The 23,861-nt window shown below is 69.4% G+C and carries 25 protein-coding genes and 3 pseudogenes; 19 read left to right on the top strand and 9 right to left on the bottom strand.

What is annotated here, in order from left to right; genetic code table 11:
* Positions 1 to 39: 39 nt before the first annotated feature.
* The 4 genes from KBI5_RS18235 to KBI5_RS18250 are packed head-to-tail and all read left to right on the top strand — an operon-like array spanning position 40 to position 4,607.
* Positions 40 to 1,170, top strand: a complete 1,131-nt coding sequence (locus KBI5_RS18235; RefSeq protein ID WP_085015934.1) for a DegT/DnrJ/EryC1/StrS aminotransferase family protein — start codon at positions 40 to 42, stop codon at positions 1,168 to 1,170.
* Between the two features lie 2 nt (positions 1,171 to 1,172).
* Complete coding sequence (locus KBI5_RS18240) at positions 1,173 to 2,150, top strand: NAD-dependent epimerase/dehydratase family protein (protein WP_085015935.1); 978 nt, start codon at positions 1,173 to 1,175, stop codon at positions 2,148 to 2,150.
* 2 nt (positions 2,151 to 2,152) lie between these two features.
* Positions 2,153 to 3,460 (top strand): glycosyl hydrolase, encoded by a 1,308-nt coding sequence (locus KBI5_RS18245; protein ID WP_011434694.1) that lies wholly within the window; start codon positions 2,153 to 2,155, stop codon positions 3,458 to 3,460.
* 52 nt (positions 3,461 to 3,512) lie between these two features.
* Positions 3,513 to 4,607, top strand: coding sequence for a DMT family transporter (locus KBI5_RS18250; RefSeq protein WP_011434695.1), 1,095 nt, complete (start codon positions 3,513 to 3,515; stop codon positions 4,605 to 4,607).
* Positions 4,608 to 4,879: 272 nt separating this feature from the next.
* Here KBI5_RS18250 and KBI5_RS27075 read toward each other — a convergent pair whose 3' ends face one another.
* The 3 genes from KBI5_RS27075 to KBI5_RS18260 all read right to left on the bottom strand — a co-directional run bounded on the left by KBI5_RS27075 (position 4,880) and on the right by KBI5_RS18260 (position 7,129).
* Positions 4,880 to 5,038 (bottom strand): hypothetical protein, encoded by a 159-nt coding sequence (locus tag KBI5_RS27075; RefSeq protein ID WP_198537792.1) that lies wholly within the window; start codon positions 5,036 to 5,038, stop codon positions 4,880 to 4,882.
* Positions 5,039 to 6,029: 991 nt separating this feature from the next.
* Positions 6,030 to 6,260 (bottom strand): DUF397 domain-containing protein, encoded by a 231-nt coding sequence (locus tag KBI5_RS18255; protein WP_232234982.1) that lies wholly within the window; start codon positions 6,258 to 6,260, stop codon positions 6,030 to 6,032.
* 8 nt (positions 6,261 to 6,268) lie between these two features.
* Complete coding sequence (locus tag KBI5_RS18260; RefSeq protein ID WP_085015936.1) at positions 6,269 to 7,129, bottom strand: helix-turn-helix transcriptional regulator; 861 nt, start codon at positions 7,127 to 7,129, stop codon at positions 6,269 to 6,271.
* Between the two features lie 579 nt (positions 7,130 to 7,708).
* Here KBI5_RS18260 and KBI5_RS18265 point away from each other — a divergent pair.
* The 7 genes from KBI5_RS18265 (at position 7,709) to KBI5_RS18295 (ending at position 14,388) form a co-directional block, all read left to right on the top strand.
* Positions 7,709 to 7,987 carry a hypothetical protein gene (locus KBI5_RS18265; protein ID WP_011434699.1) on the top strand — a complete coding sequence of 93 codons (279 nt, stop codon included), beginning with the start codon at positions 7,709 to 7,711 and terminating at the stop codon, positions 7,985 to 7,987.
* A gap of 139 nt (positions 7,988 to 8,126) precedes the next feature.
* Complete coding sequence (locus KBI5_RS18270; RefSeq protein WP_011434700.1) at positions 8,127 to 9,473, top strand: ferredoxin reductase family protein; 1,347 nt, start codon at positions 8,127 to 8,129, stop codon at positions 9,471 to 9,473.
* A complete protein-coding gene (locus tag KBI5_RS28025) occupies positions 9,470 to 10,051 on the top strand; it encodes an FMN-binding protein (RefSeq protein ID WP_023840141.1) in 582 nt (193 codons plus the stop codon). Before KBI5_RS18270 ends, KBI5_RS28025 begins: the two co-directional genes overlap by 4 nt.
* A gap of 61 nt (positions 10,052 to 10,112) precedes the next feature.
* The gene (locus KBI5_RS18280) at positions 10,113 to 10,925 is read left to right on the top strand and encodes an FAD:protein FMN transferase (RefSeq protein ID WP_082456618.1); all 813 of its coding nucleotides are present in this window, start codon (positions 10,113 to 10,115) and stop codon (positions 10,923 to 10,925) included.
* Entirely contained in the window at positions 10,922 to 11,650 is a 729-nt protein-coding gene (locus KBI5_RS18285; protein WP_011434703.1) for a response regulator transcription factor, read from the top strand. The genes KBI5_RS18280 and KBI5_RS18285 overlap by 4 nt, the downstream gene beginning before the upstream one ends.
* Positions 11,647 to 13,149: a HAMP domain-containing sensor histidine kinase gene (locus tag KBI5_RS18290; RefSeq protein ID WP_011434704.1), complete on the top strand. Its 1,503-nt coding sequence runs from the start codon at positions 11,647 to 11,649 to the stop codon at positions 13,147 to 13,149. The genes KBI5_RS18285 and KBI5_RS18290 overlap by 4 nt, the downstream gene beginning before the upstream one ends.
* Before the next feature lie 405 nt (positions 13,150 to 13,554).
* Positions 13,555 to 14,388, top strand: coding sequence for a putative protein N(5)-glutamine methyltransferase (locus tag KBI5_RS18295; RefSeq protein WP_049761034.1), 834 nt, complete (start codon positions 13,555 to 13,557; stop codon positions 14,386 to 14,388).
* A 134-nt stretch (positions 14,389 to 14,522) separates the two neighbouring features.
* Here the strand turns inward: KBI5_RS18295 and KBI5_RS18300 are convergent, their stop codons facing one another.
* The gene (locus KBI5_RS18300) at positions 14,523 to 15,554 is read right to left on the bottom strand and encodes a tyrosinase family protein (RefSeq protein WP_023840138.1); all 1,032 of its coding nucleotides are present in this window, start codon (positions 15,552 to 15,554) and stop codon (positions 14,523 to 14,525) included.
* Position 15,555: 1 nt separating this feature from the next.
* Positions 15,556 to 15,960, bottom strand: coding sequence for a hypothetical protein (locus KBI5_RS18305; RefSeq protein ID WP_011434707.1), 405 nt, complete (start codon positions 15,958 to 15,960; stop codon positions 15,556 to 15,558).
* A gap of 174 nt (positions 15,961 to 16,134) precedes the next feature.
* On the opposite strand from KBI5_RS18305, the gene KBI5_RS26475 reads away from it, so the two are divergent.
* Complete coding sequence (locus KBI5_RS26475; protein ID WP_085015937.1) at positions 16,135 to 16,344, top strand: hypothetical protein; 210 nt, start codon at positions 16,135 to 16,137, stop codon at positions 16,342 to 16,344.
* 101 nt (positions 16,345 to 16,445) lie between these two features.
* Here KBI5_RS26475 and KBI5_RS18315 read toward each other — a convergent pair whose 3' ends face one another.
* The gene (locus tag KBI5_RS18315) at positions 16,446 to 17,291 is read right to left on the bottom strand and encodes a TetR/AcrR family transcriptional regulator (RefSeq protein WP_085015938.1); all 846 of its coding nucleotides are present in this window, start codon (positions 17,289 to 17,291) and stop codon (positions 16,446 to 16,448) included.
* Positions 17,292 to 17,358: 67 nt separating this feature from the next.
* On the opposite strand from KBI5_RS18315, the gene KBI5_RS18320 reads away from it, so the two are divergent.
* The 5 genes and pseudogenes from KBI5_RS18320 to KBI5_RS28805 all read left to right on the top strand — a co-directional run.
* On the top strand, positions 17,359 to 17,895 hold the full coding sequence (locus KBI5_RS18320) for an ATP-binding cassette domain-containing protein (RefSeq protein ID WP_085015939.1): 537 nt from the start codon (positions 17,359 to 17,361) through the stop codon (positions 17,893 to 17,895).
* Positions 17,896 to 17,927: 32 nt separating this feature from the next.
* Positions 17,928 to 18,020: pseudogene (locus KBI5_RS28800) on the top strand (VapC toxin family PIN domain ribonuclease); the annotation flags it as partial.
* 134 nt (positions 18,021 to 18,154) lie between these two features.
* Entirely contained in the window at positions 18,155 to 18,364 is a 210-nt protein-coding gene (locus KBI5_RS27085; protein WP_198537794.1) for a hypothetical protein, read from the top strand.
* A 166-nt stretch (positions 18,365 to 18,530) separates the two neighbouring features.
* The gene (gene htpG / locus KBI5_RS18330; protein ID WP_085015940.1) at positions 18,531 to 20,483 is read left to right on the top strand and encodes a molecular chaperone HtpG; all 1,953 of its coding nucleotides are present in this window, start codon (positions 18,531 to 18,533) and stop codon (positions 20,481 to 20,483) included.
* A gap of 6 nt (positions 20,484 to 20,489) precedes the next feature.
* Positions 20,490 to 20,588, top strand: a pseudogene (locus KBI5_RS28805) (RNA polymerase subunit sigma-24); the annotation flags it as partial.
* A gap of 105 nt (positions 20,589 to 20,693) precedes the next feature.
* Here KBI5_RS28805 and KBI5_RS18335 read toward each other — a convergent pair.
* Both KBI5_RS18335 and KBI5_RS18340 read right to left on the bottom strand, forming a co-directional pair.
* On the bottom strand, positions 20,694 to 21,839 hold the full coding sequence (locus KBI5_RS18335) for a DUF6596 domain-containing protein (RefSeq protein WP_085015942.1): 1,146 nt from the start codon (positions 21,837 to 21,839) through the stop codon (positions 20,694 to 20,696).
* Between the two features lie 8 nt (positions 21,840 to 21,847).
* Complete coding sequence (locus tag KBI5_RS18340; RefSeq protein ID WP_085015941.1) at positions 21,848 to 22,255, bottom strand: YciI family protein; 408 nt, start codon at positions 22,253 to 22,255, stop codon at positions 21,848 to 21,850.
* Between the two features lie 162 nt (positions 22,256 to 22,417).
* Here KBI5_RS18340 and KBI5_RS18345 point away from each other — a divergent pair, with 162 nt between their 5' ends.
* Both KBI5_RS18345 and KBI5_RS26480 read left to right on the top strand, forming a co-directional pair.
* Positions 22,418 to 22,687, top strand: coding sequence for a type II toxin-antitoxin system VapB family antitoxin (locus KBI5_RS18345; protein WP_011434714.1), 270 nt, complete (start codon positions 22,418 to 22,420; stop codon positions 22,685 to 22,687).
* A gap of 617 nt (positions 22,688 to 23,304) precedes the next feature.
* Positions 23,305 to 23,544, top strand: a complete 240-nt coding sequence (locus KBI5_RS26480; RefSeq protein WP_023840133.1) for a hypothetical protein — start codon at positions 23,305 to 23,307, stop codon at positions 23,542 to 23,544.
* A gap of 3 nt (positions 23,545 to 23,547) precedes the next feature.
* Here the strand turns inward: KBI5_RS26480 and KBI5_RS18355 are convergent.
* Positions 23,548 to 23,861: pseudogene (locus tag KBI5_RS18355) on the bottom strand (transposase family protein); the annotation flags it as partial.

A 23,861-nucleotide genomic window follows, 5' to 3' on the forward strand; every position in this document is an offset into this window, starting at 1 on the left:
CGCTCGCACGGGAATGACTCGGAAGGTAGGGGTGAACAGGTGCATGTCCCTGCGGCGCGTATCGTCTTCTCACCGGAGGATCGCGCGGAGATCGCATCGGCCGCGACCGAGATCCTGGCCACCGGTGCGCTGACCTTGGGCGTCCATACCGCTGAATTCGAGGCGGCATTCGCCGCGGCTCACGAGGCCCCGTTCGCGGTCGCCGTGAGCAGTGGAACAGCCGCATTGGAGATCATCCTTCGCAGTCACGGTGTCGAAGGCGCGGATGTCGTCGTGCCGACGAACACGTTTGCGGCGACCGCTTTCGCGGTGCTGCGGGCCGGTGCCATGCCGGTTTTCGCGGATGTGAGTTCGGACACCTTTGCCCTGACCGCCCGCAGTGTCGAGGCCGCGGTGACGCCGCGGACCCGCGCCGTTGTCCTGGTCCATATCGGTGGGCTGATCCCGCCGGACGTGGCCGAGTTGCGGGCCTTCTGTGACGATCGAGGCATCGCGCTGGTCGAGGACGCGGCACATGCCCACGGCAGCCGCCACGGCGACGGCCACGCTGGGTCGTTCGGGATCGCGGGAGCGTTCTCGTTCTATCCAACCAAGGTCATCACGAGCGGTGAGGGCGGAATGATCCTCACGTCCGATCCCGCCATTCACGAAGCCGCTCGGATCTATCGTGACCAGGGCAAAGCCGGTTTTCTCGGGAACGTCCATATCAAGCAGGGGTACGCCTGGCGGCTCAGCGAGATTCATGCGGTCACCGGCCGGGTGCATCTGCGGCATCTCGCTGACTTCCTGGCGACCCGCGCCRCCGTAGCCGCGCGGTACGACGCCGCGCTGGACACCCTGGGTACCGTCACCCGCCTGCAGGTGCCGCCGGATGGTCTCTGCAACTACTACAAGTACATCGTCCTGCCCCGCCCCGGAATCGACCGCGGCCGGCTGAAGAAGGAGCTGAAGGAACGCCACGGCGTCTCCCTGAGCGGTGAGGTTTACGAGTCGCCGCTGCACCGGCAGCCGGTCTTCGGCGACTATGCGCTCCGGTCCCTTCCGGTCGCCGAGGACATCTGCGCCCGGCACGTGTGCCTGCCCATCCATTCGGACATGACCGAGGCGGAGGCCGACCATGTGGTCGCGTCCTTCGCCGCCGCGCTGCAGAGCCTGAGCCTGGACGGATGACGATGAAGATCGCGGTAACCGGAGGGTCGGGTTTCATCGGCAGCCATGTGGTCGACCGTCTGCTTGACGCCGGTCACGACGTTCTCTCACTGGACGTCGAACACCGGCCGGTCGACCCCCGGGCTAGTTACCAGCACCTCGACGTGTTTGATCTGCCGGCGGTCACCGCCGCGCTGAGGGGCGTCGAGGCCGTCTTCCACATCGCGGGGATGTCCAATGTGGACTTCGCGTTCGCCGACCCGGTGCGCACCGTGCGGCTCAACGTCGAGGGCACCGGGAACATCTGCGAGGCGGCGCGGCAGGTCGGGGTTCGCCGGGTGCTGTTCGCCAGCACCGTCTGGGTGTACGGGGCGGTCGGTGACCGGGCCGGTTCGGCGCCGCTGACGGAGGACGCCGAGATCACGCTGGGCCGCGCCGGGCATGTCTACACCTCGACGAAACTGGCCGCCGAACTGCTGCTGCACAGCTATCAGCAGACCTACGGGCTGCCGTTCACGATCCTGCGTTACGGCATCCCCTACGGCCCCGGAATGCGTGACGAGCTGGTGCTGGCCCGCTTTGTCCGCAAGGCTCTGAACGGCGAGTCGCTGACGGTGGCCGGCGACGGTCTGCAGTTCCGCAACTACGTTTTCGTCCGGGACCTGGCCGAGGCGCACGTGCTGGCTCTGACCCCCGACGCGGCCAACACTACGCTCGCCCTCGAGGGCAGCGAATCGGTCAGTGTGCTGGAGATGGCACGGGCCGTCCAGGAGTACTTCCCCGGCACCGCCATCGAACACATGCCTGCGCGCCCCGGGGACTTCCGCGGTCGGGAGATCTCCGCGCAGCGGGCCGCGGAGGTGCTCGGATGGCGACCGACCACACCCTTCTCGGAGGGTGTCCGGCAGTACATCGAGTGGTATCTGGCAAATCGACGGCCTCCGGCTCAGGCGCTCCCGCCTGTCGGCGACCTCGATATCTCCGCGGCCTCCTCGGAGTGACCATGGCGCAGATCGGCGGTAGCACGGTGAATGGACCATCCGAAGATGATGTTGAGGCGGGGGTCGGCGGCCCGCCAGCCGCCGGCGAACCGGGGGTCACGGAACCTGTCCTGCCAGGGCCGGCCGCAGCGGGGGGACCGGTCGCCGGCGCCCTCCCCGCCGATCCGCGCACGCACGGCGTCGATGTCCGGCCCGCCGGGACGCCGACGCGACGCGGCGGCGCGCTGCTGCTGTCGGGCTCGCTCGGGATGGGCCACGACGTGATGGCACAGGCGTGCGGCGCGTCGCTCACCCGGCGCGGGTTCACCACCCGGACCGCCGACAGCCTGCGCATGCTCGGTGGGCGCAACGGCTCCCGGGGGGAGAAGGTCTTCCGTGGCATGATCGCCGTTCCGGGCCTGTATGATGCCGTGCACTTCTCACAGATGAGAACCGGTGGCCGGCTCGCCCAGGCCATCGAGAGGACCTCGAGCCGGTTCGTCGTCCCGGCATTGCGCGAGGAACTGGCCGCCCAGCCGACCGATCTCGTGATCTCGATCTTCGCTACCGGAGCCGCGGCGGCCAGCCGGGTCAAGGCCGAGTTCCCCGGCCTGGTGACGGCGGTGTTCTCCACCGACTGCTGCGTGCACCGGCTGTGGGTACACGACAACACCGACCTCTACCTGGTCACCTCGCAGACCGCCGCCCGGTACGTGCGGCGGTTCTCGCCGAACGCGCTGATCTCGGTGGTCCCGACCCCGGTCCGGGAACCCTTCTACGACCCGCCCACCCAGGAGGAGGCGCGGGCCGCGCTCGGCATCCCCGCGGACGCTCCCTGCGTGCTGCTGATGTCCGGCTCCTGGGGGCTGGGACCGTTGGTAGAGGGTGCCGCGGCCATGGCCGCGGCGGGCATCTACGTGCTTGCGGTGGCCGGCCGCAACCAGCGGTTGGCCGCGCGGTTGGCGTCTCTGTCGGAACAGCAGCACAAGGTCATCCCGTTCGGCTTCACCGATCGCGTCCCGGCGCTGATGGCGGCGAGCGACCTGGTCGTCACGTCGTCCGGGGACACCTGCAGCGAGGCTCGGGTGATCGGCCGGGACCTGCTGCTCATCGACGTGGTGCCGGGGCATGGCCGGGATAACCTTCAGAAGGAGCTCGAGCGAGGTCATGCCGAGGTGACGAACACCGACCCGGTGTCGTTGACCAGATCCGCGCTCGCGTGCCTTGACCGGGTCAAGCCACCGTCGGACCGGGTGGCGATCGGCCCGCACGCGTGGGAGCGGGCATTCGGGGCGGCTCTGGCGCAGATCGGTTTCGGCGCGGACTGGTGAGGCGAACCCACGGTTCGGGACGGATCCCGAGGGCCACGATGTTGGACGGGACATGAGCAGAGCCCTGGTGATCGGTCTGCCGACCGCGGTCGTCTCGGCGGCTCTCTACGGGATCGCGCCGCTCGTCCAGGCCCGCGCTGCCCGCCGGGAGGAGGAGAGCTCGGGGCTGGGGCTTGCGCTGCTGGCCCGACTGGTGCTGCGCCCCCTGTGGCTGATCGGCCTCGCCGTGGAGGCGGGCTCGTTCCTGCTGGAGGTGTATGCGCTGTCCGTGGCCCCGGTGGCGATGGTCGCCCCGGTGATGGCCCTCGACATGATCGTCTTCACCCTGCTGGCGCAGCGGGTGCTCGGCGAGAACATCAGCCTGACCGGCTGGCTGGGCGTGGTCGCGATGGTCGGCGGTATCGGCCTGCTCGCCTTCGCCTTCACGCGCCGAGCGGAGGTCGGCAGCTCGGCCAGCACCGATGTCCTGCTGGCCTTCCTGGTCCTCGGTCTGGTCTTCGCGCTGCTCTGCGCGTCCCTCGCCAACCTGGCCGCGGTGCGGGAGATGGTCGCRGGTGCCGCGTTCGGATTCGGGGCCGCGGCCGGGGTCAGCTACGCCATCGCCACGCTGGCGACCCGCCAGATCGGCCTGGCGGTGAACGAACGACGTGAGGGGCAGTCCACGCTGGTGGACCTGCTCACCACTCCGACGCCCTACGTCCTCGTGCTGTTCTCCGTGCTGGCGCTCGGTCTTCAGCAGCGTGGCCTGCAAGGGCGCGCCGCCGTCATCGCCTTCCCGGTGACCAGCGGGGTCTCCGCCTTCCTGCCGGTGACTCTGGGCCTGACGCTGTTCAGCGAGCCGGCGCCCGACGGCGTCCGCCGCGCGGCGTTCATCGTCGCGATGGTCCTGGTCGCGGCCGGAATCGCCGCTCTCGGCCGTGATCGGATGGCGGCAGACCGGTCCGTGGACGAACTTGAGAGCGTGCTGCGACCCACCCCCGACGACCGCGGGTTGGGGGACGGYGTCGCGCCCCTGGACGGCCGGCCGGAGGTGGTCGAGCCATCGGAGGCGGAGCCGGGGCAGCCGGCAAGGGCCCGGGACGAAGCGGCTTCTAACGCTCGTACCGGCACGGTTGCTCACCGCAGCGGCATGTCGAAGAACTTATAGTGATGCGCCGTGTGCTTTCGGTGAGATAGTCGTCGTGGCCGGCCGCTCGGGTTCACCCCCCGATCGCCCGGGCGCCCGGCCGTCTCCCGCTTGCCCGCCTCGCACGTTTCCCGCTCGCACGTTTCCCGCTCGCACGTTTCCCGCGTATCCCCGCCGCCCAGGTTTGCTGCCCGGCCCGGAGCAGAGCAGGCGCGGACCGGGCGATCAGGGTTTCCTCTCCGGCCGGGTCGTCGAGGCGCCGCCAGCCGCATCTCGACGACCCGGCTGGCTCGTCAGACCCCGAATCGCTGAAGGGCCTTGCGCACCCGCAGGTTCGCCTGCGCGAAGGAGATMTTTCCGTCCACGTAGGCCGACAGCGCCGCGCGGCGGACACGCTCGACGCGCTGATCTTCGATCGGAGTGTTGAGCAGGTTGGTCGTGGCGGTGGCCACGGCAATCACCTCCCAGTGGCAGGGAAACAGGGCATTGCAACTCGCGGGTGACCTCGGACGGCACACCGGACCGGAAGGCGGGGAACGAGGCGACGATGCCTCGGCCGATCCTTTCGACACGAGGTCGATCCGAGATCGGAGATGAGCAGATGGACCCGGAGAGCGGGCGGACGCTGCGCTGCGCCGCCTCGCTAGGAGGGCGACGGGATGGCGACTCTGCGCTCCGCCCGCCCCGGCTGACCGAGGATCCGGGCAGGTGCGTTATGGCGCCGCACGCGGGTAGCCGTATTATCACATATGGTCACAACGACTGCCCTCCTCCGCGTTGGGCGGGCRCTTGACGCCCGCGTGGCCTGTTCCGGTCGGGTGCAAGGTGGCCAGACGCCGACCTGCCGGGCTGTGACGGGAGACCGCAGGAGCCTTGTCACCCGATCGCCTCGCGGCGAGTGACGCGCTGCCGTATCCACATCACGTTACAATCATGTAACAACCGCGACAAGACGAACGTCCAGGCAACGAAGCTCGACCGAACATCTACAAGAGTGCGCGACCGGGAGGCATTGCGCAAGAGCCAACCGGCTCGTGGCGAGACTTCCTGAACAGGTATCTCGGCCCCCAGGCCGATGGAACGATGCCGTTGATCGAATCGTCTCCGCATGGCGGGTCCGGCCCGGCGCCGGTCCCGCTCTGAAACACCAGGGCCTGAAACACCAGGGCGGTGCATCCTGGCCCGGGCATCCCGGCCCGGGTAGGGGTTGACCGAGGATCACCCGGTTACCGGCGTGATCGGCGGGGTTACGGTCACCGGAGCGATGCGCATCGAACCGTGGGGGAGAGCCGAAAGCGGACGGCCCGGTTCCGGTCGCGACGTGCCGGAGCGACCGGAACCGGGCCGAGGCCGACCAGCGGCGATCTCGCTTTTTCCGATGGGATTTTTCGGTGGGAACAGGACATCCCACCCCATTCCCCCGGATCAGGGCTGGGTGGTGGTTCAGCCCGGGATGATCCGGCTCCGGTCGAACTCGCCGTCCCGCGCGCCGGCCAGGAACGCGTCCCACTCGGCCGCCGAGAAGGCGAGCACCGGCCCGGTCGGGTTCTTCGAGTCACGGACGGCGACGCCCCCGCCGAGCGCCGCGACCTCCACACACATACCGCCCGCGCCGTTGCTGTAGCTGCTCTTGCGCCAAGCCGCCTCGATGGCATTGTCGGTGATCGGCTTCATATATCTGATCATTTCATTTCCTCTGCGACCGAGAGTATCATCTGGATGGACTCTTCCGGCCGCAGGGCTGCCGCCAGAAGATGATCCAGCTTCACTCTATAGCGCCTGACTTCGGAGGGGCGCTCAATATAGAGACTTCCGGCCGCTTCCTCTATATAGACCACTTCGTTGTCTCCCGACTCGGGGAATCCGAGTATCGAGAATGTGCTTCCCAGGCTGGCATGCGCGCCCACGGAGAAGGGAAGTACCTGAATTGTCACGTTCGGCAGCTCGGACTGTTTGGCGAGGAACTCAAGTTGGCTTCGCATGACGGCTCTGCCGCCGATTGTCCGGCGTAGGACCGCCTCGTCCAGAATCACCCAGAGGCGAGGATGATCGGCGRCGGTGAGCCGGCGCTGCCGGTCCAGCCTGAGCGCGATCTTGCGTTCGACCTCGTCCTCGCTCACCTCCGGATCGTCGGCCCGGATGACGGGCCGGGCGTAGTCGCTGGTCTGCAGCAGCCCATGGACGAGCTGCGATTCGTAGACCGAGATCGAGGCGGCGTCGCCCTCCAGGCCGATATAGATCTCGAACCAGGCGGGGACCACGTCGTGGTAGGTGTGCCACCAGCCGTGGCGCCGGGACTCGCGGGCCAGGGCCAGCAACGCGTCCCGGCGTTCGTCGTCGGTCACGCCGTAGAGAGCCAGCAGGTCGGACACGTCCCGGGTGCGGACCGGCACGCGGCCGTTCTCCATCCGACTGACCTTGGAAACCGAACAGCGCAGCAGTTGGCAGACCTCGTCGACGGAGATGCCCGCCCCCTCGCGAAGTCGTCGTAACTCGGYGCCCAGGCGCCTTCGCCGCACGGTCGGACCGCCGCTCGTGGCCATCGCTCGTCCTTCGGGCTCTTCGGGGTGATGGATGCATCCTGCCACTTGTTCGCCACTCCTCACCCAGGGCGCGCATCGCTGGGTAGCGAAACTCTTACAGAAGCTCTTGCAGAAGAGGCGTGCAGGGGTCATGCTTACCTTGAGTAGCGATGATGCACCTCAAGGTGAGAGTGTGGGGCAGAGCTGGTTGCGGGGAGACGTCGATGGTCATCGCGCAGGGTCCGGGATGTCGGTAGGGAGACCGCGCCGAGACACGGYGCCCCGCACCTGTGGTGCCTCCATGCCCGGCGGCCGCGTCGCCGGTCCCGCATGTGTCGACGCCGGCGGCTGTCAGGCGTCACCCCTCAGGCGTCAACCGTCAACCGCCGGTTCCGGCTGAGTGGATGACGATCCTCGCCCGGAGCCGGCCATCTCGCCGTTGTCCGCCGCGCTGTCCCCGTCGTGCGGCTCTCCGTCGTGCGGCTCTCCGTCGTGCGGCTGTGCGTCGCGCGGCTGTGCGCGGAGGGGATTTCTTCCGCGGCGGCTCCGGCGGGCAGATACACGATCATCATTATCGGACAATCACCGAAAGGCGCGACAATGACGACTCGCCAATTCCAGGTTTATGACGGCGATGGCGAACTGGTGGCCACCTTCCCGGAATGGGAGGCGGCGCACAACTGGGCTCATCTGCGCGCGAACGAGCCGGTGACCTCGCGGCCCGTGCAGATCGAGGATCGGGTCGAACGCCGTACCTGGACGATCGAGGCGGACCGCTGCCGGCTGACCGTGTGGCGGCGACGGGTCGAGTACGGATACTGCGGGAGTGGCGACCTGCGGCATGCCGCTAACGCTCGTAAGCACGCCCGGGCGTCCTGAGCCGGTCCACTCGTGGCTGCTGGTGACTCCCGCCTGCGGGTTGGCGTGGCCCCCGGCCCGTGACGGCTCCGGGGAAGTCCCGGCAAGTTCCGAGGCTTCTCTCAGGTAGTCCACAGCCTCTCCGGACATCGTCCGTCCCATGAGTTCGACGCGGCACCCGGCCCGATGGTCTCCCCACCTCGTGGTGCGTCTCGCCCTGGTGGCCTGGGGGATCGCCGTGGTGGCCCTGTGGTGGTTCGACACCTCCGCGTCCAGCGTCCAYGGCGCCGGGCCCGCCATGACCGCGGTCGGTCGGGTCTGCGGCCTGCTGGCGGCCTATCTGGTGCTCGTGCAACTGCTGCTCATGGCACGKATACCGGCCTTCGAACGCGCCGTCGGTCTCGACCGGCTGGCCGCGTGGCACCGCGGCCTGGGCACGAACGTCATCCTGCTCATCGTCGTCCACATCCTGCTGACGGTGTGGGGTTACGGCTTGGCCGGGCATCATCAGCCGCTCGCCGAGCTCGTCACGGTGATCATGACATACCCGGAGATGTGGAAGGCCACCGTCGGCACCCTGCTGTTCGTGGCCGTCGGGGTCGCGAGTGCCCGGGCGGCCCGGCCGCGCATCTCGTACGAAGTCTGGTACGCGCTGCATCTCACCACCTACCTCGCCGTGTTCCTGGTCTTCTTCCACCAGACGGAGACCGGTGGGGACTTCGTCGGTCACCCGGTTAACCGGCTGCTGTGGACCGCGATGTACGTCTCCGTCGCCGCCTGTCTCGTCGTCTGGCGCCTGATCCTGCCGATCGCGGCCGTGGCCCGGCACCGGATGACGGTCGATCGGGTGGTGGAGGAGGCACCCGGCGTCGTCTCGGTGTGGATCCGCGGTCACGACCTGCACCGGCTCGGTGCGCGTCCGGGGCAGTTCCTGCTGTGGCGGTTCGCCGCCCGCGGGCATCTCGTGACCGCGCACCCCTACTCGCTGTCGGCCCCGCCGACAGCGCATCAGCTGCGTATCACGGTCAAGGCCGCCGGCGACCACTCCCGGGCGGTCGCCCTGCTGCGACCGGGCACACCGGTCGTGGCGGAAGGTCCCTTCGGACATTTCACCGCCGCGCGGGCCCACCGGGGCCGGGCGCTGCTCGTCGGCGGGGGCAGCGGAATCGGACCGGTTCGGGCGCTGGCAGAGGATCTTGCCGGTCGTGGCGACGACGTCGTGGTTGTGCACCGGGTGAGCCGGCCGAGCGATCTCGCGCTGGGACGGGAGTTTGAGGCGCTCGCCGAGAGCAGTCGAATGATCGTCCACCGGGTGATCGGTTCCCGGCGTGAGCTCGGATACGACCCGCTGGAGGCCCGCTTCCTCGATGCCGCCATCCCGGACGCCGCCGACCGCGACGTCTTCGTCTGTGGCCCTCGTGGGATGACCACCACGGTCGTCCGGGCGCTTCGCGGTCTCGGCGTTTCCCGTGACCAGATTCACACCGAGGAGTTCGATCTCCGTTGAACGACAACAACGACAACAACGACAACGCCGAAAAACCCTACCGGGGAAGGCTCGGTTTCGTGGCGCTGATGGGAGCCGCCATCCTCGTGGTCGGTGCGAAGGCCGCGACCGGACACGGGGAGCGGCTGGTGGCACTCGCCGCGTCGCCGACCGCCGCCGGGGCGACCCCTCAGCCCTCCGCCGGGGCGACCCCTCAGCCCTCCGCTCAGCCCGCTCAGCCCTCCGCGTCGGCGGGCACACCGGCCCCGTCCTTCTCCGCCACCGCGGGGTCCACAGGTTCGGGCTCCGCCGGAACGGTTACCACCCGGACGGTGACCGGGGACGCCATCGATACCCGCTACGGGCCGGTGCAGGTCCAGCTTGTCCTGGTCGGGAAGAAGATCACCGATGTGGTTGTCCTGCAGATGCCGGACCGGGAGCGGCGGGACATCGAGATCAACGAACGGGCCGTGCCGATCCTGCGCCAGGAGGTGCTCGACGCCCAGAACGCCCGGATCGACACCGTCTCCGGCGCCTCGTACACCAGCAACGGGTACGCGTGGTCCGTCCAGTCCGCCCTGGACAAGGCCGGTGCCTAGCCTGCCGGTGTCGGGCGGGCCGGTGCCGGTTCGGCCCGGACGGGTCCGCGCCGAACCGGTGATGGGCACCGTCGTCAGCATCGACGTCCGCACCCCGCTCGCCCCAGCGGATCTGGCGGCGGCGATCGAGGCGGCGGCTGCGGTCCTGCACCGGGCGGACGAGGATTTCAGCACGTTCCTGCCCGGGTCCTGGGTCTCTCGAATCCGGCGCGGCGAGGTCGACCTCGGTGCCTGTCCCGACCACGTCCGCGAGGTCTACCGGGTGGCCCGCGCCTGCCGGGAGCGGACCGGCGGCAGGTTCGACCCGGCGTGGCGGGGCGACGGCACGCTGGACCCCACCGGTCTGGTCAAGGGCTGGGCGGCCGAGGCGGCCTCCCGGGTGCTGACTGACGCCGGAGCCGCGGACCACTGCGTCAATGCGGCGGGGGACCTGCGGGCCAGGGGAGTCGCCTCGGCGCCGGGGCGACCCTGGCGGGTGGGGGTGTCGGATCCCTTCGACCGGAGCCGACTCGTCGCGGTGGTCGAGGGCACCGAGCTGGCCGTCGCCACCTCGGGGGTGTTGGAGCGGGGCGCGCACGTGATCGACCCGCGCACCGGCATCCCGGCGACCGAGCTCGTCGCGGTCACCCTCGTTGGACCGGACCTCACCCTGGCGGACGCCTACGCCACGGCCGCCCTCGCCGCCGGCCGGGACGCGTGGACCCTGCTTGTCGATCTTGCTCGGGAGGGATGGGCCTGGCTGATCGTCGACGCCGTCGGTCGGCTGGACCATTCGGGGGGATTCCCCGGCCAGGTGGCCGCCGCCGCGTCCGCACCCCCCGCATCACCCCCCGCATCGGACGGGTCCCGTTCCGCGTCCGCCGGATCCCGATGACCGGTCTTCCCGGCGAGCAGGACGAGACTGGGTGGGTGGACCGTCCGATCAGGGTCCTCGTCGTCGACGACGAGGAGGCGATCACCGACCTCGTGACCATGGCACTGCGCTACGAGGGCTTCGACGTACGCGCCGCGCACTCCGGGCAGGCGGCGTTGACACAGGCCGCCCTGTCCCCGCCGGACCTGCTCGTGCTGGACGTCATGCTCCCCGACATCGACGGGTTCGCGGTCTGCGAGCGGCTGCGGCGATCGGGGCAGGGCGTGCCCACCCTGTTCCTGACGGCCCGGGACGCCACCGAGGACAAGGTGCACGGACTGACCCTCGGCGGGGACGACTACGTGACGAAACCGTTCGCGGTCAGCGAGCTGATCGCCCGGGTCCGGGCGATCCTGCGCCGGGCCGGGGCCGCCGACGGCGCGCCCACGCCGCTGCGTTTCGCCGATCTCGAGCTCGACCCGGAGACCCGCGAGGTGCGGCGCGCCGGGCGGCACGTCGACCTCACCGCCACCGAGTATCGCCTGCTGCACTACCTGCTCGCGAACGCCCGCAAGGTGCTCACCCGGGCCCAACTCCTCGACCACGTCTGGGGACATGACTTCGGCGGTGACGCGCGGGTCCTGGAGACCTACGTCAGCTATCTGCGGCGCAAGATCGACGACGTGCCACCCCCGCTGATCCACACGGTGCGCGGCGTCGGCTACGTGCTGCGCCTGCCGCGTTGAGCCGGCCGGTCCTGTCCCTGCGGGCCCGGCTGCTGCTGGCCCTGGTGGGCCTGCTGGCCGTCGGGATGGCTCTCGGCGCCGTCGGCACGCGAGGGGCTCTGGGGGCCTACCTGCGTGGCCGGCTGGACCAGCAGGTCCGGGACGCCCATCCGCTGATGGAGCAGTTGCTCCTGCGGGCCGGCGGGGACGGGGACGGGGATGACCACTACCCAGGTTTCGGCACCACGTTCCTGGTGGGCACCTACGGCGCGTTGTACGACGGCGCCGGCCGCCGGCTCGCCGAGGCCAGCCCCGGCCCGGGTGGCCCGGGTGGTCCGGGTGGCCCGGCGGCGCCGACGCAGCGTCCGGCGGTGTCGGCACGCCTGCTCGCCACCGCCCGGCTGCATCCGGACCTCGCGACCGTCCCGCTGTGCACGGTGGGCGCCGAGGACCATGGCGGCCGGTTCAGGATGCTCGCGGAGCGCTTCGACAACGGGTATGTGCTGATCGTCGCCGTGCCCTTCGCGGAGGTGAACGCCACCCTTGACCGGGTCACCAGGATCGAGGTCGTGGCGACCTCGGTGGTCACGGCCGCGCTGGCCGTGCTGGCATACGTCATCATCCGGCTTGGGCTGCGTCCCCTGACCCGGATCGAGCAGACCGCGGACCTGATCGCCCACGGCGACCTGACCAGGCGGGTCGCCGACGCGGACCGCCGGACCGAGGTGGGTCGGCTCGGGCTCGCCTTCAACGCGATGCTCACCCGGATCGAGGCGGCGTTCCGGGCGCGTGAGGTCTCCGAAGGGCGTCTGCGCCGCTTCGTCGGGGACGCGAGCCACGAGCTGCGGACCCCGTTGACATCGATCCGCGGGTACGCCGAGATGTTCCACCGCGGCGCCGCGGAGCGGCCCGAGGACCTGGCGATGGTCATGCGCCGCATCGAGGAGGAGTCCGCGCGCATGAGCGAGCTGGTGGATGACCTGCTGCTGCTCGCCCGGCTGGACCAGCGACCGGTGCTGGAGCGCCAGCCGGTCGACGTCGCGGCGATGGTCCGTGACATCGTCACCGACGCCCGTGTGGTGAGCCCGGGACGGACGATCGAGGTCGACGTGCCGCCGATCCTCGAGGTGCTCGGCGATGAGGGCCGGCTGCGGCAGGCCGTCGGCAACCTCGTCCGCAACGCCGTCGTCCACACCCCGCCCGACGCCGGGATCTCCGTCTCCGTGGGCCCCCTCGAAGCCGGCTCCCCGGGGCCGACGGGCGATGGTCCCACCGACGGGATCGTGGTCTCGGTGGTCGACCACGGCCCGGGCGTCCCCGAGGATGCCGTGGCCCACCTCTTCGAACGCTTCTTCCGGGCCGATGCCGGGCGGTCCCGGGACGCCGGCGGGACCGGTCTGGGCCTGTCCATCGTCGACGCCGTCGCCACCGCGCACGGCGGGCGGGTCGAGTACCGGCCGACCCCGGGCGGCGGGGCGACGTTCCGTCTCGTCCTGCCCGGTCCGTCRCAGCCCGACTGACCTGTTCACCTTCGCCGGAAACGGGCCCGGAGACGTGGCGGGCGCGCGCTAGGCGGCGAAGGGGGCGGAGTTCTGGTTCATCACCTCGGTCGTGCTGGCCGGCGCCCTGGGCCCGCGGCGATCCGGATCAGATAGCTCGGGTAAGATGGCCGTCACCACAGGTGATCGTCTTGAGGGGGTGAGACCCATTTCCGCTGTGTCAGGGTGGGTGCTCTCCTCCCGCGGTCGCGCGGTTCGCTCGAGGTAGGCGATCGGGAGGGTGCCCTTCGGCATCCCGAAAGGCTTCCCGTGTCGACATCCGGCCCTTCTCCTTCCTTTCTCTCCCCTTCTCGTCCGTCCTTTCCCTCCTCTTCTCGTCCGTCCTTTCCCTCCTCTTCTCGTCCGTCTTCCTCACCGTTTTCGTCCCTGCCGCGGTCCGTCGTCGTCACGCGGCTGCGGGCCGCCGGCTGCGTCTTCGCCGAGGACGAGGCACGGCTGCTCGTCAATGCGGCCCGGACCCCGGGCGAACTCGCCGCGATGGTGCGGCGGCGCGTCGCCGGTCTGCCCCTGGAACACGTGCTCGGCTGGGCGGAGTTCCACGGCCTGCGGATAGCCGTGGACCCCGGGGTCTTCGTGCCCCGCCGCCGCACGGAGTTCCTTGTCGATCAGGCGGTCGAACGGGTTGCCGGCCGGTCCCGGCCGGTCACTGTCGTCGATCTGTGCTGTGGCTCGGGGGCGATGGGGGTCGCGCTGGTGGCAGCCCTGCCCGGGATCGAAGTACACGCCGCCGACATCGAACCGGCCGCGGTGCGGTGCGCCCGCCGCAACCTCGCCTCCGCCGGTGGCCAGGTCTACGATGGTGATCTTTACGAGCCGCTGCCAGCCGTCCTACGGGGCCACGTGGACCTGCTGGCCGCGAACGCCCCCTATGTACCCACCGACGCGATCGAGCTGATGCCGCCGGAGGCTCGCGAGCACGAGCCGCGGGTGGCGCTCGACGGCGGGGCGGACGGGCTCGATGTTCTGCGGCGGGTGGCCGCCGAGGCGCCGCGGTGGCTGGCCCCGGGCGGTCACCTGCTGGTCGAGACCGGCGAGCGGCAGGCGGCATCGATCGTCGAAGCCAGCGCCCAGGCCGGTCTGATCCCCACGGTCGCCAGTTCCGCCGACCTGAACGCCACCGTCGTCATCGCCACCAGGCCGGCCGCGGCTCCCGTGTCCGCGGTGGGCGCGGCAGCTGGACAGCTGCCGCCAGTCGGGTAGGCCCAGCCCTTATCCGCGGCTGCCCGCGGAAAGGCCGCGGGCAGCCGGATGCGGCCGGATGCAATGGATGCGGATGGACCGAAGCCGTCCTCGGTGAATCCCCGGGACCTGCTCGTCAGCCAACAGGAGATGTTTCAGGGCAGGACGTCGTAGGTGTAGGTGTCGGTCATGTCGAGCACGCTGCGGGGGGTCGCCGGGGTGCTCGGCGTGCTCGACGTGCTCGACGGGGCGAACGGGGAGACCAGCGGGTCGTCGATCCGATGGCCGAGGAGGCTTGCCGGGGCGGTCATGTCCGGCTGGTACACGCGGCCGTGACGCCGCATCCAACCCTCCCAGACACGGTCGACGTTGCAGTGGTGCACGAAGAAGACCGGGTCGTTGGGGGACGACGCCAGCGACATGTCCCTGCCCCCGCCAACCCAGCGGTGGACCTGGTTGTGCAGTCCGGTGCCGATGAAGCCTTCGAGACGGTTGCGGAACCCCCGCGAACTCACGTTGAAGGGAGCCTCGTCGTAGCTCGCGAGTGTCGGATCGGCGACGGTGTCGAAGGCTGCGGTGATATCGGCGTTGCTCGGCAGGATCGACGATCCGAACGTGGCGCTGCCGAATCTACGCCGCACGCCGCGTTCGGCGACCTGCTGGAGCGCGCCGCTGCTGCTGGTGGAGATCCGTACCCGGAAGCTGGTCGGGTCGGCGGGGTCGAAGAAGAACGCACCGCCGGGGATCGGGGTRCCCTGGCCCCCGAAACCGTCCGGGGTGTTCCGCCACAGTGCCGAAGCAGCGGGGTTCGGCGCCGTGGCGGGGGCGGAGGGTGTCCCGTCGCGCGCCCAGTCCCAGTAGGGCAGCCCGAAGTTCGGGTCGCCGAGAACGCGCTGGAGGTGCACTTCCAGCCAGCCAAGCATGACCCGGTGCCAGGGCAGGAAGACGGGGCCGGCGTGCGCGGCGTTGCGGTTGCTCGGTGACCCTCCCGGGGGGACGGGGGTGTTCATCGCGATGACATGCCAGATGACGAACAGGTCGTAGGTCCGTACCGGTCGGCTCGGACCGGGGATGCCGAACTGATTCGTGCGCAGCGTCGTAGGTTCGTGTTTGAGGAGCTTGATTCCGCGGATATAGGCCTTTCTCGCGTCGTCGTCGAGAAGGATGTCGCGCCGGACGACCGCCATGTCATGCCCCTTCCGGGAGCTCGTCGTGGGCGTCGTGGGCGTCGTGGTGATGGTGCTCGCCCGGATCGCCGTGCGGGCCATGGTCGTCGCCAGAGGCCCCGGGGGAGAACTCCTCGGGGAAGGCGGTGATGATCAGGCGTACCAGGTCGACGACCGAGGGGATCTGATAGTTGGGCAGGCCGTGGCAGTGTGCCGTGCCGTCGTTGGAAACCCCAATGTGGACGTTCAATGGTTGGCCGTCGACGGTGATCTCGTAGGTGGTCGTGATGACGACGTGGTGACCGTCGAAGTCGTCCTCGCGGACACTGCGGGCCGGGTCGCCATGTACGTGTTCCGGCCGGGGAAGGCTAGCAAGATAGTTGGCGAGAAAGGCGGGATGAGTGACGTCTGTCGGGTCCGGTGGCATGTAGTTCCCCCGAATTCCAGGCGGTGCGGTGAGGTGGTGAGGCGGTGAGGTGACCAAGAATCTACCGACGGTACGGGTCTGGCAACGAGGTGTCGTCCAGGCGTCTGTGCGTCACGTGGGCCGGCGACGCCGCGGCGCCGCCGGTGCCGGGGATGCGTCAACCTGCCGACCGAGGTGTTATCGGATGGTCGACAGCGCCTTGTTCACGTCTTCGGCGTCGAACTCGACCGGGTCGAACTCGACCGGGTCGAACTCGACCGGGTCGAACTCGACCGGGTCGAACTCGTCTGCGTCCCGCAGGCCCAGCCATTCCAGGCGTTCGTCGTGTTCCGGATGGCCGGGGTCGCCGAGGACCTCGACGAGCTCGCCGATGCGGGCTGYTGATCGCGAGATCGTTGAGGTCCGCCTTGACCTGGGCCTCCGCCGTCGCTTGGAGAGGGCCGGGTAGCCGCCGCGCGGGATGATGTCATCACCGCGGCGGTCGCTCAGCTCGAGCCGATGCCCAACGTCCCGCCGGCTGCCGAGGTTCGGTCGATGAGAGCGGCGATGCCGTCGAGGATCCGGTCCACGCCGAAGAGAAACTCCTCGGTCTCCTCGAAGCCCGCCGGGCCGTCGCCGATCTCGCCCGCCCAGGCGATGCGGTGCAGCCGCGGATAGGTCCGCTCGTCGACGAGCTCGCGCAGCAACGCCTCGAAGCCCCAGACAGGCGGCGCGTCGCCCCCAGCCGGCCCTGCCTCCGCGTCAGCTCCAGCCCCAGCGCAAGGAGCCACAGCCGTCCGGGCCTGGGCGGCAGCCCGGGCGGCATTGTGGGCCATTCGGGCCTCGCTGAGGGCGTACGAGCTGAGCAGGCCGATCACGCGGAGTTTGTCGGCGTCAGACAGGCTGGTGCCGTCGAGGGTCTCCAGCCCCTTTTCGACGAAGGTCAGCGAATTCGGCGCAAGCGGGGGCGCGGCCATCGGCATCTGGGTGATCCAGGGATGGCGGTCGATCATCTGGCGCTGGACGATCACCCAGGCTCGCAGCCGGGCCCGCCAACCATCGCCCTCGATGACGAGGCTTTCGGCGCCCTGGGCGCTGGCGTTCCACATCATCTGGAGCAGCTCGTCCTTGGTGGCCAAGTGCCGGTAGAGCRACATCGTCGTGTAGCCGAGCTCCTTCGCCACGCGGGCCATCGACACCGCGTCCAAGCCCTCGGCGTCGGCGATCCGGGTCGCCGTCGCCACGATCGCGTCTACCGACAGCTCCGGCCGCGGCCCGCGCTGACCACGCTCGCGGCGGCCCCAGAGCAGGTCGAGGCCCGGCGGTAGCGGCGGTGACTTCTCGCTGACCATCGACCTCCCTCCTTGACTGCGAGAATACGGCTTGACGTCAACTGTATATGGCGCATACCTTTCATGTATGCCATACACAGTAATCGCGGACGGGATCCGCAAGTCCTACGATGGCCGGGCGGTGCTCGACGGCGTCGACCTGGCTATCGAGCAGGGTTCCGTCTTCGCGCTTCTCGGTCCGAACGGGGCGGGCAAGACGACGATGGTGCGCATCCTGGCAACCCTGGTCGCCCCTGACGCGGGGACGGCCGTGATCGCGGGCTGTGATCTGCTTCGCGACCCGGTCGGCGTCAAGGGCGCGATCAGCCTGACTGGCCAGTACGCCGCGATCRACGATCTGCTTACCGGCCGGGAGAACCTCGAGATGATGGCGCGGCTGCGCCACCTGCCCAGGCGCGTGGTCCGGTCCCGGGTCGACGACCTGCTGGCCGAGTTCGACCTGGCCGACGCCCGGGACCGCCGGGTGAAGACGTACTCCGGCGGGATGCGCCGGCGCCTCGACCTGGCGGCCAGCATGGTCAAGCGGCCCCTCCTGTGCCAGCGCGGGCACAGGCACCGCGGGCAGCGGACCTGCTCGCGTGACCGGGTGCCACCCTCAGAATGATTGTTCTCGATACCAATGTCATCTCCGAGCTCATGCGCGCAGCACCAGCCGACCGCGTCGTAAGGTGGGTAACCAGCCGACCCGGTGACGCCTTGAACACGACCTCGATCACCGTGGCTGAGGTCCGTTACAGCCTCGTCCGACTGCCATCCGGTCGCCGCCGTGAGTTGCTGATGGCAGCCGCGGACGATGTCTTCTCGGCGTTCCAGGACAGAGTCCTGCCCTTCGCGCCACGGCGGCCCGTCACTACGCCAGCCTCGTGGTCGAGCGTGAACAAGCCGGGACTCCGATCAGCGGCTTCGACGCCCAGATCGCGGCTATCTGTCGAGCCCGCAACGCCGTCCTGGCTACCCGCAACACCAGCGACTTCACCRGCCTGGGCTTGGAACTGGTCGACCCCTGGGAGGCCGAGGTGCTGCCCGCCGAACTGCAGGTTGCGTTCCGCCTCAAGCGCCGTCAGCAGGGCTAGCATCGGGCCGCCCACCGGCTGGTCCGTCGGCGGAGGTTCGTGGACGCCCGATATGATACGGGCTGCCCGTTCCGCTGCGTGCCCGAGGCGTCGCCGGGCGCTGGCCGTCACGCGCGGGACCGGGTAGCCGTCGTGCAGTCTGCTCGTGTCCGCATGGAGGAGCCCCGTGAGCACCCGGGTCGAGACGCTGGAGTTTCAGGCCGAGGCGCGTCAGCTTCTGCAGCTGATGGTCCATTCGATCTACTCGAACAAGGACATCTTCCTGCGGGAGCTGATCTCCAACGCGTCCGATGCCCTGGACAAGCTGCGCATCGCGTCGTTGGTCAAGGACGGCCCGCGGGTCGACAGCGCCGACCTGCGCATCGAGATCGAGGCCGACGTCAACGCTCGCACTCTGACCGTCCGCGACAACGGCATCGGGATGTCCCGCGACGAGGTCGTCGGGCTCATCGGCACCATCGCGAAGTCCGGCACGGCCGAGCTGCTGCGCAAGCTGCGGGAATCCGAGGACGGCGCGGCGTCATCCGATCTGATCGGGCAGTTCGGCGTCGGCTTCTACTCCACCTTCATGGTGGCCGACAAGGTCACCCTGCTGACTGGGAAGGCCGGTGAGAGCGGCGGCACCCGGTGGGAGTCCGACGGCGCGGGCACCTACGTCATCGAGACGGTGGACGACGCGCCGCGGGGAACCGCGGTCACGGTCCACCTGAAGCCCGAGGACAGCGAGGACCKTCTCTACGACTACACCGACGAGAACAAGATCCGGGAGATCGTCAAGCGGTACTCCGACTTCATCGCCTGGCCCATCCGGCTGGTGTCGGCCCCCGCCGCGAAGGACCGAGACTCGAACGACGACGGGACAGCCGAGTCCGGCGCCGGCGCCGAGAATGCCGGCGACCGGCCGCTCAACTCGATGAAGGCGCTGTGGGCCCGGCCGCAGAGCGAGGTCGACAAGGCCGAGTACGACCAGTTCTACCAGCACCTCAGCCATGACTGGACCGGCCCGCTCGAGGTCATCCACATGAAGGGCGAGGGGACGTTCGAGTACGAGGCCCTGTTGTTCATCCCGTCGCGAGCGCCRCTCGACCTGTTCACCCGGGATGCACGCCGCGGCGTCCAGCTGTATGTGAAGCGCGTGTTCATCATGGATGACTGTGCGGAGCTCCTGCCGAACTATCTGCGCTTCGTCCGGGGCGTCGTCGACACGCACGACCTGTCGCTCAACATCTCCCGAGAGATCCTCCAGCAGGACCGCCGGATCCAACTTGTGCGGCGCCGGCTGGTCAAGAAGATACTGGCCTCCATCAGGGCTCTTCAGGAGAACGACGCCGAGCGCTACCGCACGCTGTGGAAGGAGTTCGGCGCCGCCCTCAAGGAGGGCCTCCTCGAGGATGCCGACAACCAGGATGCGATCCTCGGCCTCGTCTCGGTGGACTCGACGCACGACGCCGATCGGCCGACCACGCTGCGCGAGTACATCGAGCGTATGAAGGACGCCCAGAACGAGATCTACTACCTGACCGGCGATTCGCGCGGAATGATCGAGAACTCGCCGCACATGGAGGCGTTCCGGRCCAAGGGCTACGAGGTCCTGATCCTGACCGACCCGGTTGACGAGGTCTGGGTCGAACGGGTGGCGGAGTTCGACGGCAAGCCGCTGAAGTCGATCGCGAAGGGCGAAGTCGACCTCGACACCGACGACGAGAAGAAGAGCAGCGAGGCCGAGCGGGAACAGCTGCGCAAGGACTTCGCCGCCCTACTGCCCTGGCTGGCGGCCAAGCTTGAGGACGACGTCAAGGAGGTCCGGCTGTCCAGCCGCCTCACCACGTCGCCGGCCTGCCTCGTCGGCGACACGTTCGACATGACGCCCGCGCTGGAGAAGATGTACCGGGCGATGGGGCACGAGATGCCACGCCCCAAGCGCATCCTCGAACTCAACCCGACGCACGCGCTGGTCATGGGCCTGCGCGCCGCACACGAACGGGACGCGGATTCCGCCGCCCTCGGCGACACCGCGGAGCTGCTGTACGGCATGGCGCTGCTCGCCGAAGGCGGAGAACTGCGCGATCCCGCGCGATTCACCCGCCTCCTCGCCGAACGCCTGGCGGAGGCGCTGTAGCGGCCGCCAACCGAGCGGGCCGTGTTTGTGCCGCGCGACGTATTCGACTTCGAGTGCGCCGAAGTGGCGCAGGCTGTCGACAGGAATCCTGCCGCGGTCCGTCAGCATGCAGGCGACCGCACACCGTAATGAGATTCGAACTCACTGTGAGGCGACAGCCCTGGCCGCGGGGCCGCGCCAAGTGCTGCGGGAAAATCCGAGCGCGACCCGTCAGCGACACCGGCGGGCGTTGAGCCGGGCGGCCTGGCGCGTCAGGTAATCGCGCTCGGCGAGGTTGGGTGCCTTGTGGGCCGCCTCGGCGTACAGCCGTGCCGCCGTCGCCAGGTCGCCGTCGCGCTCGTGGAGGTACGCCGCCACCGCGGCGTGGCGGGGCAGTGAGTCGTTCAGCGCCGCGAGCGCCGCCARCCCGGCGCGCGGTCCGTCGGCCTCGCCGACGGCCACTGCGCGGTTGAGCCGGACGACCGGGCTGTCGGTCAGACGCGCGAGCTCGTCGTACCACTCGACGATCTGGACCCAGTCAGTCTCCTCGGCGGTGGGCGCGTCAGCGTGGAGTGCCGCGATGGCGGCCTGGGCCTGGAACTCGCCCAGCCGGTCGCGGGCGAGGGCCGCCTGCAGGATCTTGACGCCCTCGGCGATCAGCTCAGTGTCCCACCGGCTGCGGTCCTGCTCGGCGAGCGGCACCAGGCTGCCGTTGGGCGCGGTCCGGGTGACGCGCCGGGCGTGGTGGAGCAGCATGAGGGCGAGCAGCCCCGCCACCTCGGGATGGTCGAYCGCGGCCGCGAGCTGCCGGGTGAGCCGGATGGACTCGGCGGCAAGGTCGACGTCGCCGGAGTAGCCCTCGTTGAAGACCAAGTAGAGGACGCGCAGCACGGTGGCGACGTCGCCGGGCTGGCCGAACCGCACGCCGGAGATGGTGCGCTTGGCACGGCTGATGCGCTGCGCCATGGTCGCCTCGGGCACCAGGTAGGCCTGGGCGATCTGGCGGGTGGTCAGCCCGCCGACGGCGCGCAGCGTGAGCGCGACCGCGGACGACGGCGTCAGCGAGGGGTGGGCGCACAGGAAGTAGAGCTGGAGCGTGTCGTCCACCGTGGGCGCGGGCCCGGGCGCCGGCTCCTCGTTGACGAGGTCCTCACGCCGGCGGCGGGCGGCGTCCGCCCGGGTCGCGTCGAGGAACCGGCGCCAGGCCACGGTGACCAGCCAGCCCTTCGGGTCCCGCGGCGGGTCGGCCGGCCAGACGCGGACCGCCTCGACCAGCGCGTCCTGCATGGCGTCCTCGGCCGCCGCGAAGTCGGCTCCGCGGCGGACGAGGATCCCTAGCACGCTCGGGGTGAGGCTCCGGAGCAGGGCCTCGTTTATCTGAGAGGTCACTCTGTGATGGTGGGCGGTGAGGTCAGGAACGGGCGCACCTCGAGCCACTCGTGGATCGGCTTCCCGCCCGCCCCAGGGGCGGCCGACAGGTCCCCGGCCAGCTCGATGGCGCRCTCGTAGCTGTCGACGTCGATCACCATCCAGCCGGCGATGAGATCCTTGGTCTCGGCGAACGGGCCGTCGGTGACCGGTGGGCGCCCCTCACCGTCGTACCGGACGAACGTCCCCTCGGGGGCAAGCGCCTGGCCATCGACGAACTCGCCGGTCCCCTCGAGCCGGGCCRCGAAGTCGTGCATGTACTGCATATGCGCCGAGATCTCCTCCGGGGTCCACTGGTCCATGGGCACGTTGTTGACCGGAGCCGGAGCGCCGCGGTAGTGCTTGAGCAGCAAGTACTTAGCCATCGTGTTTCTCCTCGGTGCTGGTGCTACCCATTTTGGTCACGTTCACCGCGGGGACGGAGCCAGTCGCGGGTTCTCGACATCGCCGGTTGCATCCCGAGCGCCGGAGTCTCAGCCGGTAAGACCCAACGGACGGCGGGTACCTTGGTGGAAGGACCCGCCTCCATGGTGGACGGAGCCTTGACGGTGTTGAACATCAAAAATGAGGAAGCCCAGCGTCTGAGCCGCGAGCTTGCGGAGYTGACGGGGGAGACCGTCACGACGGCCGTGCTCGTCGCTGTCCGGGAACGCCTGGAGCGGATGCGCGCCGACCGCGACGAAGGTGAGCAGCGAGCGGCCCGCATCGTTGCCCTGGGTCGTCAGACAGCGGCCGCGGTGCCCCCGCCCGGCCTGAGCATCGAGGATCTCTACGATGAGCATGGGTTGCCAGCGTGATCGTAGACTCGTCGGCACTCGTCGRCACTCGTCGGCTCAAGGGTGAGGACTTCGTCCACACTGATCTGATCGCCGCGGAGCTGGACGACGAATAGGCACACCGACGAATGACCGGCTGAGTAGGCATTCCGTTGGCTTCTGACGCACCAGGCTTTGCGGGCCAGCGCCGCTTCTCCCTTCGTTTTGGCTGGGGACTTGAGGATCTTGCCGTTCTTGCGCCAACAAGCGACATCCACGTCGTCGTGGACGTGTTGTCATTCAGTATGGCGGTGTCGGTCGCGGTCGGGCACGGGGCGCGCGTCTTTCCATACTTCAGCGAGAGTTTCTGGCCGCCGGGGGTTCTCGACGGCACGCTGTCCCTGCCCACCAGCGTGGTGGTGCTCACCAGCGCGGTGATGCCCACCAGGCCCGGCCTTCTTCCGCTTGATCGTGACAGCCTGCCGCATGTCCCCTTGGCTAGGGCCAGTCGTCGCTGCGGCCCGGGACGCCCGCATCGATCACTTGCACCTCGTCGGTCACTCGCTCGGCGCCGTCGTGGCCACGGCCACCGCAGGGCTGTACCCGACAGGGTAYGGTCCCTGACGGCGCATGCCGGATGGATCAGCGCGGACCCGAGGATGGCGTTCCAGTTCGAGCTGTGGAAGCGGTTGGTGTTCGTCGACCCCGCGGCGATCGCGCAGCTGCTGTTGCTCACCGCGATGGGCAGGGAAACCCTGGACGCCTGGGAGCGGACCGATTTCGAGCGGGCGAGGGAGGCCTTCGTCGGCCTGTTGGACGGTGCCGCGGCCGGTTTCGCCCGGCAGTGTGATGCCGACACGACCATTGAGCCTTTCCGCGTAACCGATCGTCACGTTTAGTGATCACGTCGTTCGATCATGCTCGATGTGCAGGAGCACGAGAGCGGCGGCGACAATCTTCCCGATCTTCCACGGGTAGACGCTGACGTTGCGCAGCGCCTTGAACGTCATCTTCAAGAGCGAGTTCCCGCGTTCGCCGACGGCCCGTTGGGCGTTGTGCGCCTTGTTGGATGCTTTCTGGTCGTCGGTGAGCGAGCCACCCTTGGGCTTCAGCCACCCTTGGGCTTCTTGATCGCGACGGTCACGGTGTCGCGTTCGCCTTCGTAGCCCAGATCGCCCAGGACCGGCAGGCCTGCGGCGATCCAGACCGCCAGCGC

This window comes from Frankia sp. KB5 (assembly GCF_002099325.1).
Classification (GTDB): Bacteria; Actinomycetota; Actinomycetes; order Frankiales; family Frankiaceae; genus Frankia; species Frankia casuarinae.

Bases quoted from the DNA above. Each gene is read 5' to 3' on its own strand.
- KBI5_RS18240 (WP_085015935.1), top strand. From the start codon at position 1,173: ATGAAGATCGCGGTAACCGGAGGGTCGGGTTTCATCGGCAGCCATGTG.
- KBI5_RS18245 (WP_011434694.1), top strand. From the start codon at position 2,153: ATGGCGCAGATCGGCGGTAGCACGGTGAATGGACCATCCGAAGATGAT.
- KBI5_RS18255 (WP_232234982.1), bottom strand. From the start codon at position 6,260: ATGAAGCCGATCACCGACAATGCCATCGAGGCGGCTTGGCGCAAGAGC.
- KBI5_RS18265 (WP_011434699.1), top strand. From the start codon at position 7,709: ATGACGACTCGCCAATTCCAGGTTTATGACGGCGATGGCGAACTGGTG.
- KBI5_RS18280 (WP_082456618.1), top strand. From the start codon at position 10,113: ATGGGCACCGTCGTCAGCATCGACGTCCGCACCCCGCTCGCCCCAGCG.
- KBI5_RS18285 (WP_011434703.1), top strand. From the start codon at position 10,922: ATGACCGGTCTTCCCGGCGAGCAGGACGAGACTGGGTGGGTGGACCGT.
- KBI5_RS18305 (WP_011434707.1), bottom strand. From the start codon at position 15,960: ATGCCACCGGACCCGACAGACGTCACTCATCCCGCCTTTCTCGCCAAC.
- KBI5_RS26480 (WP_023840133.1), top strand. From the start codon at position 23,305: ATGGCGTTCCAGTTCGAGCTGTGGAAGCGGTTGGTGTTCGTCGACCCC.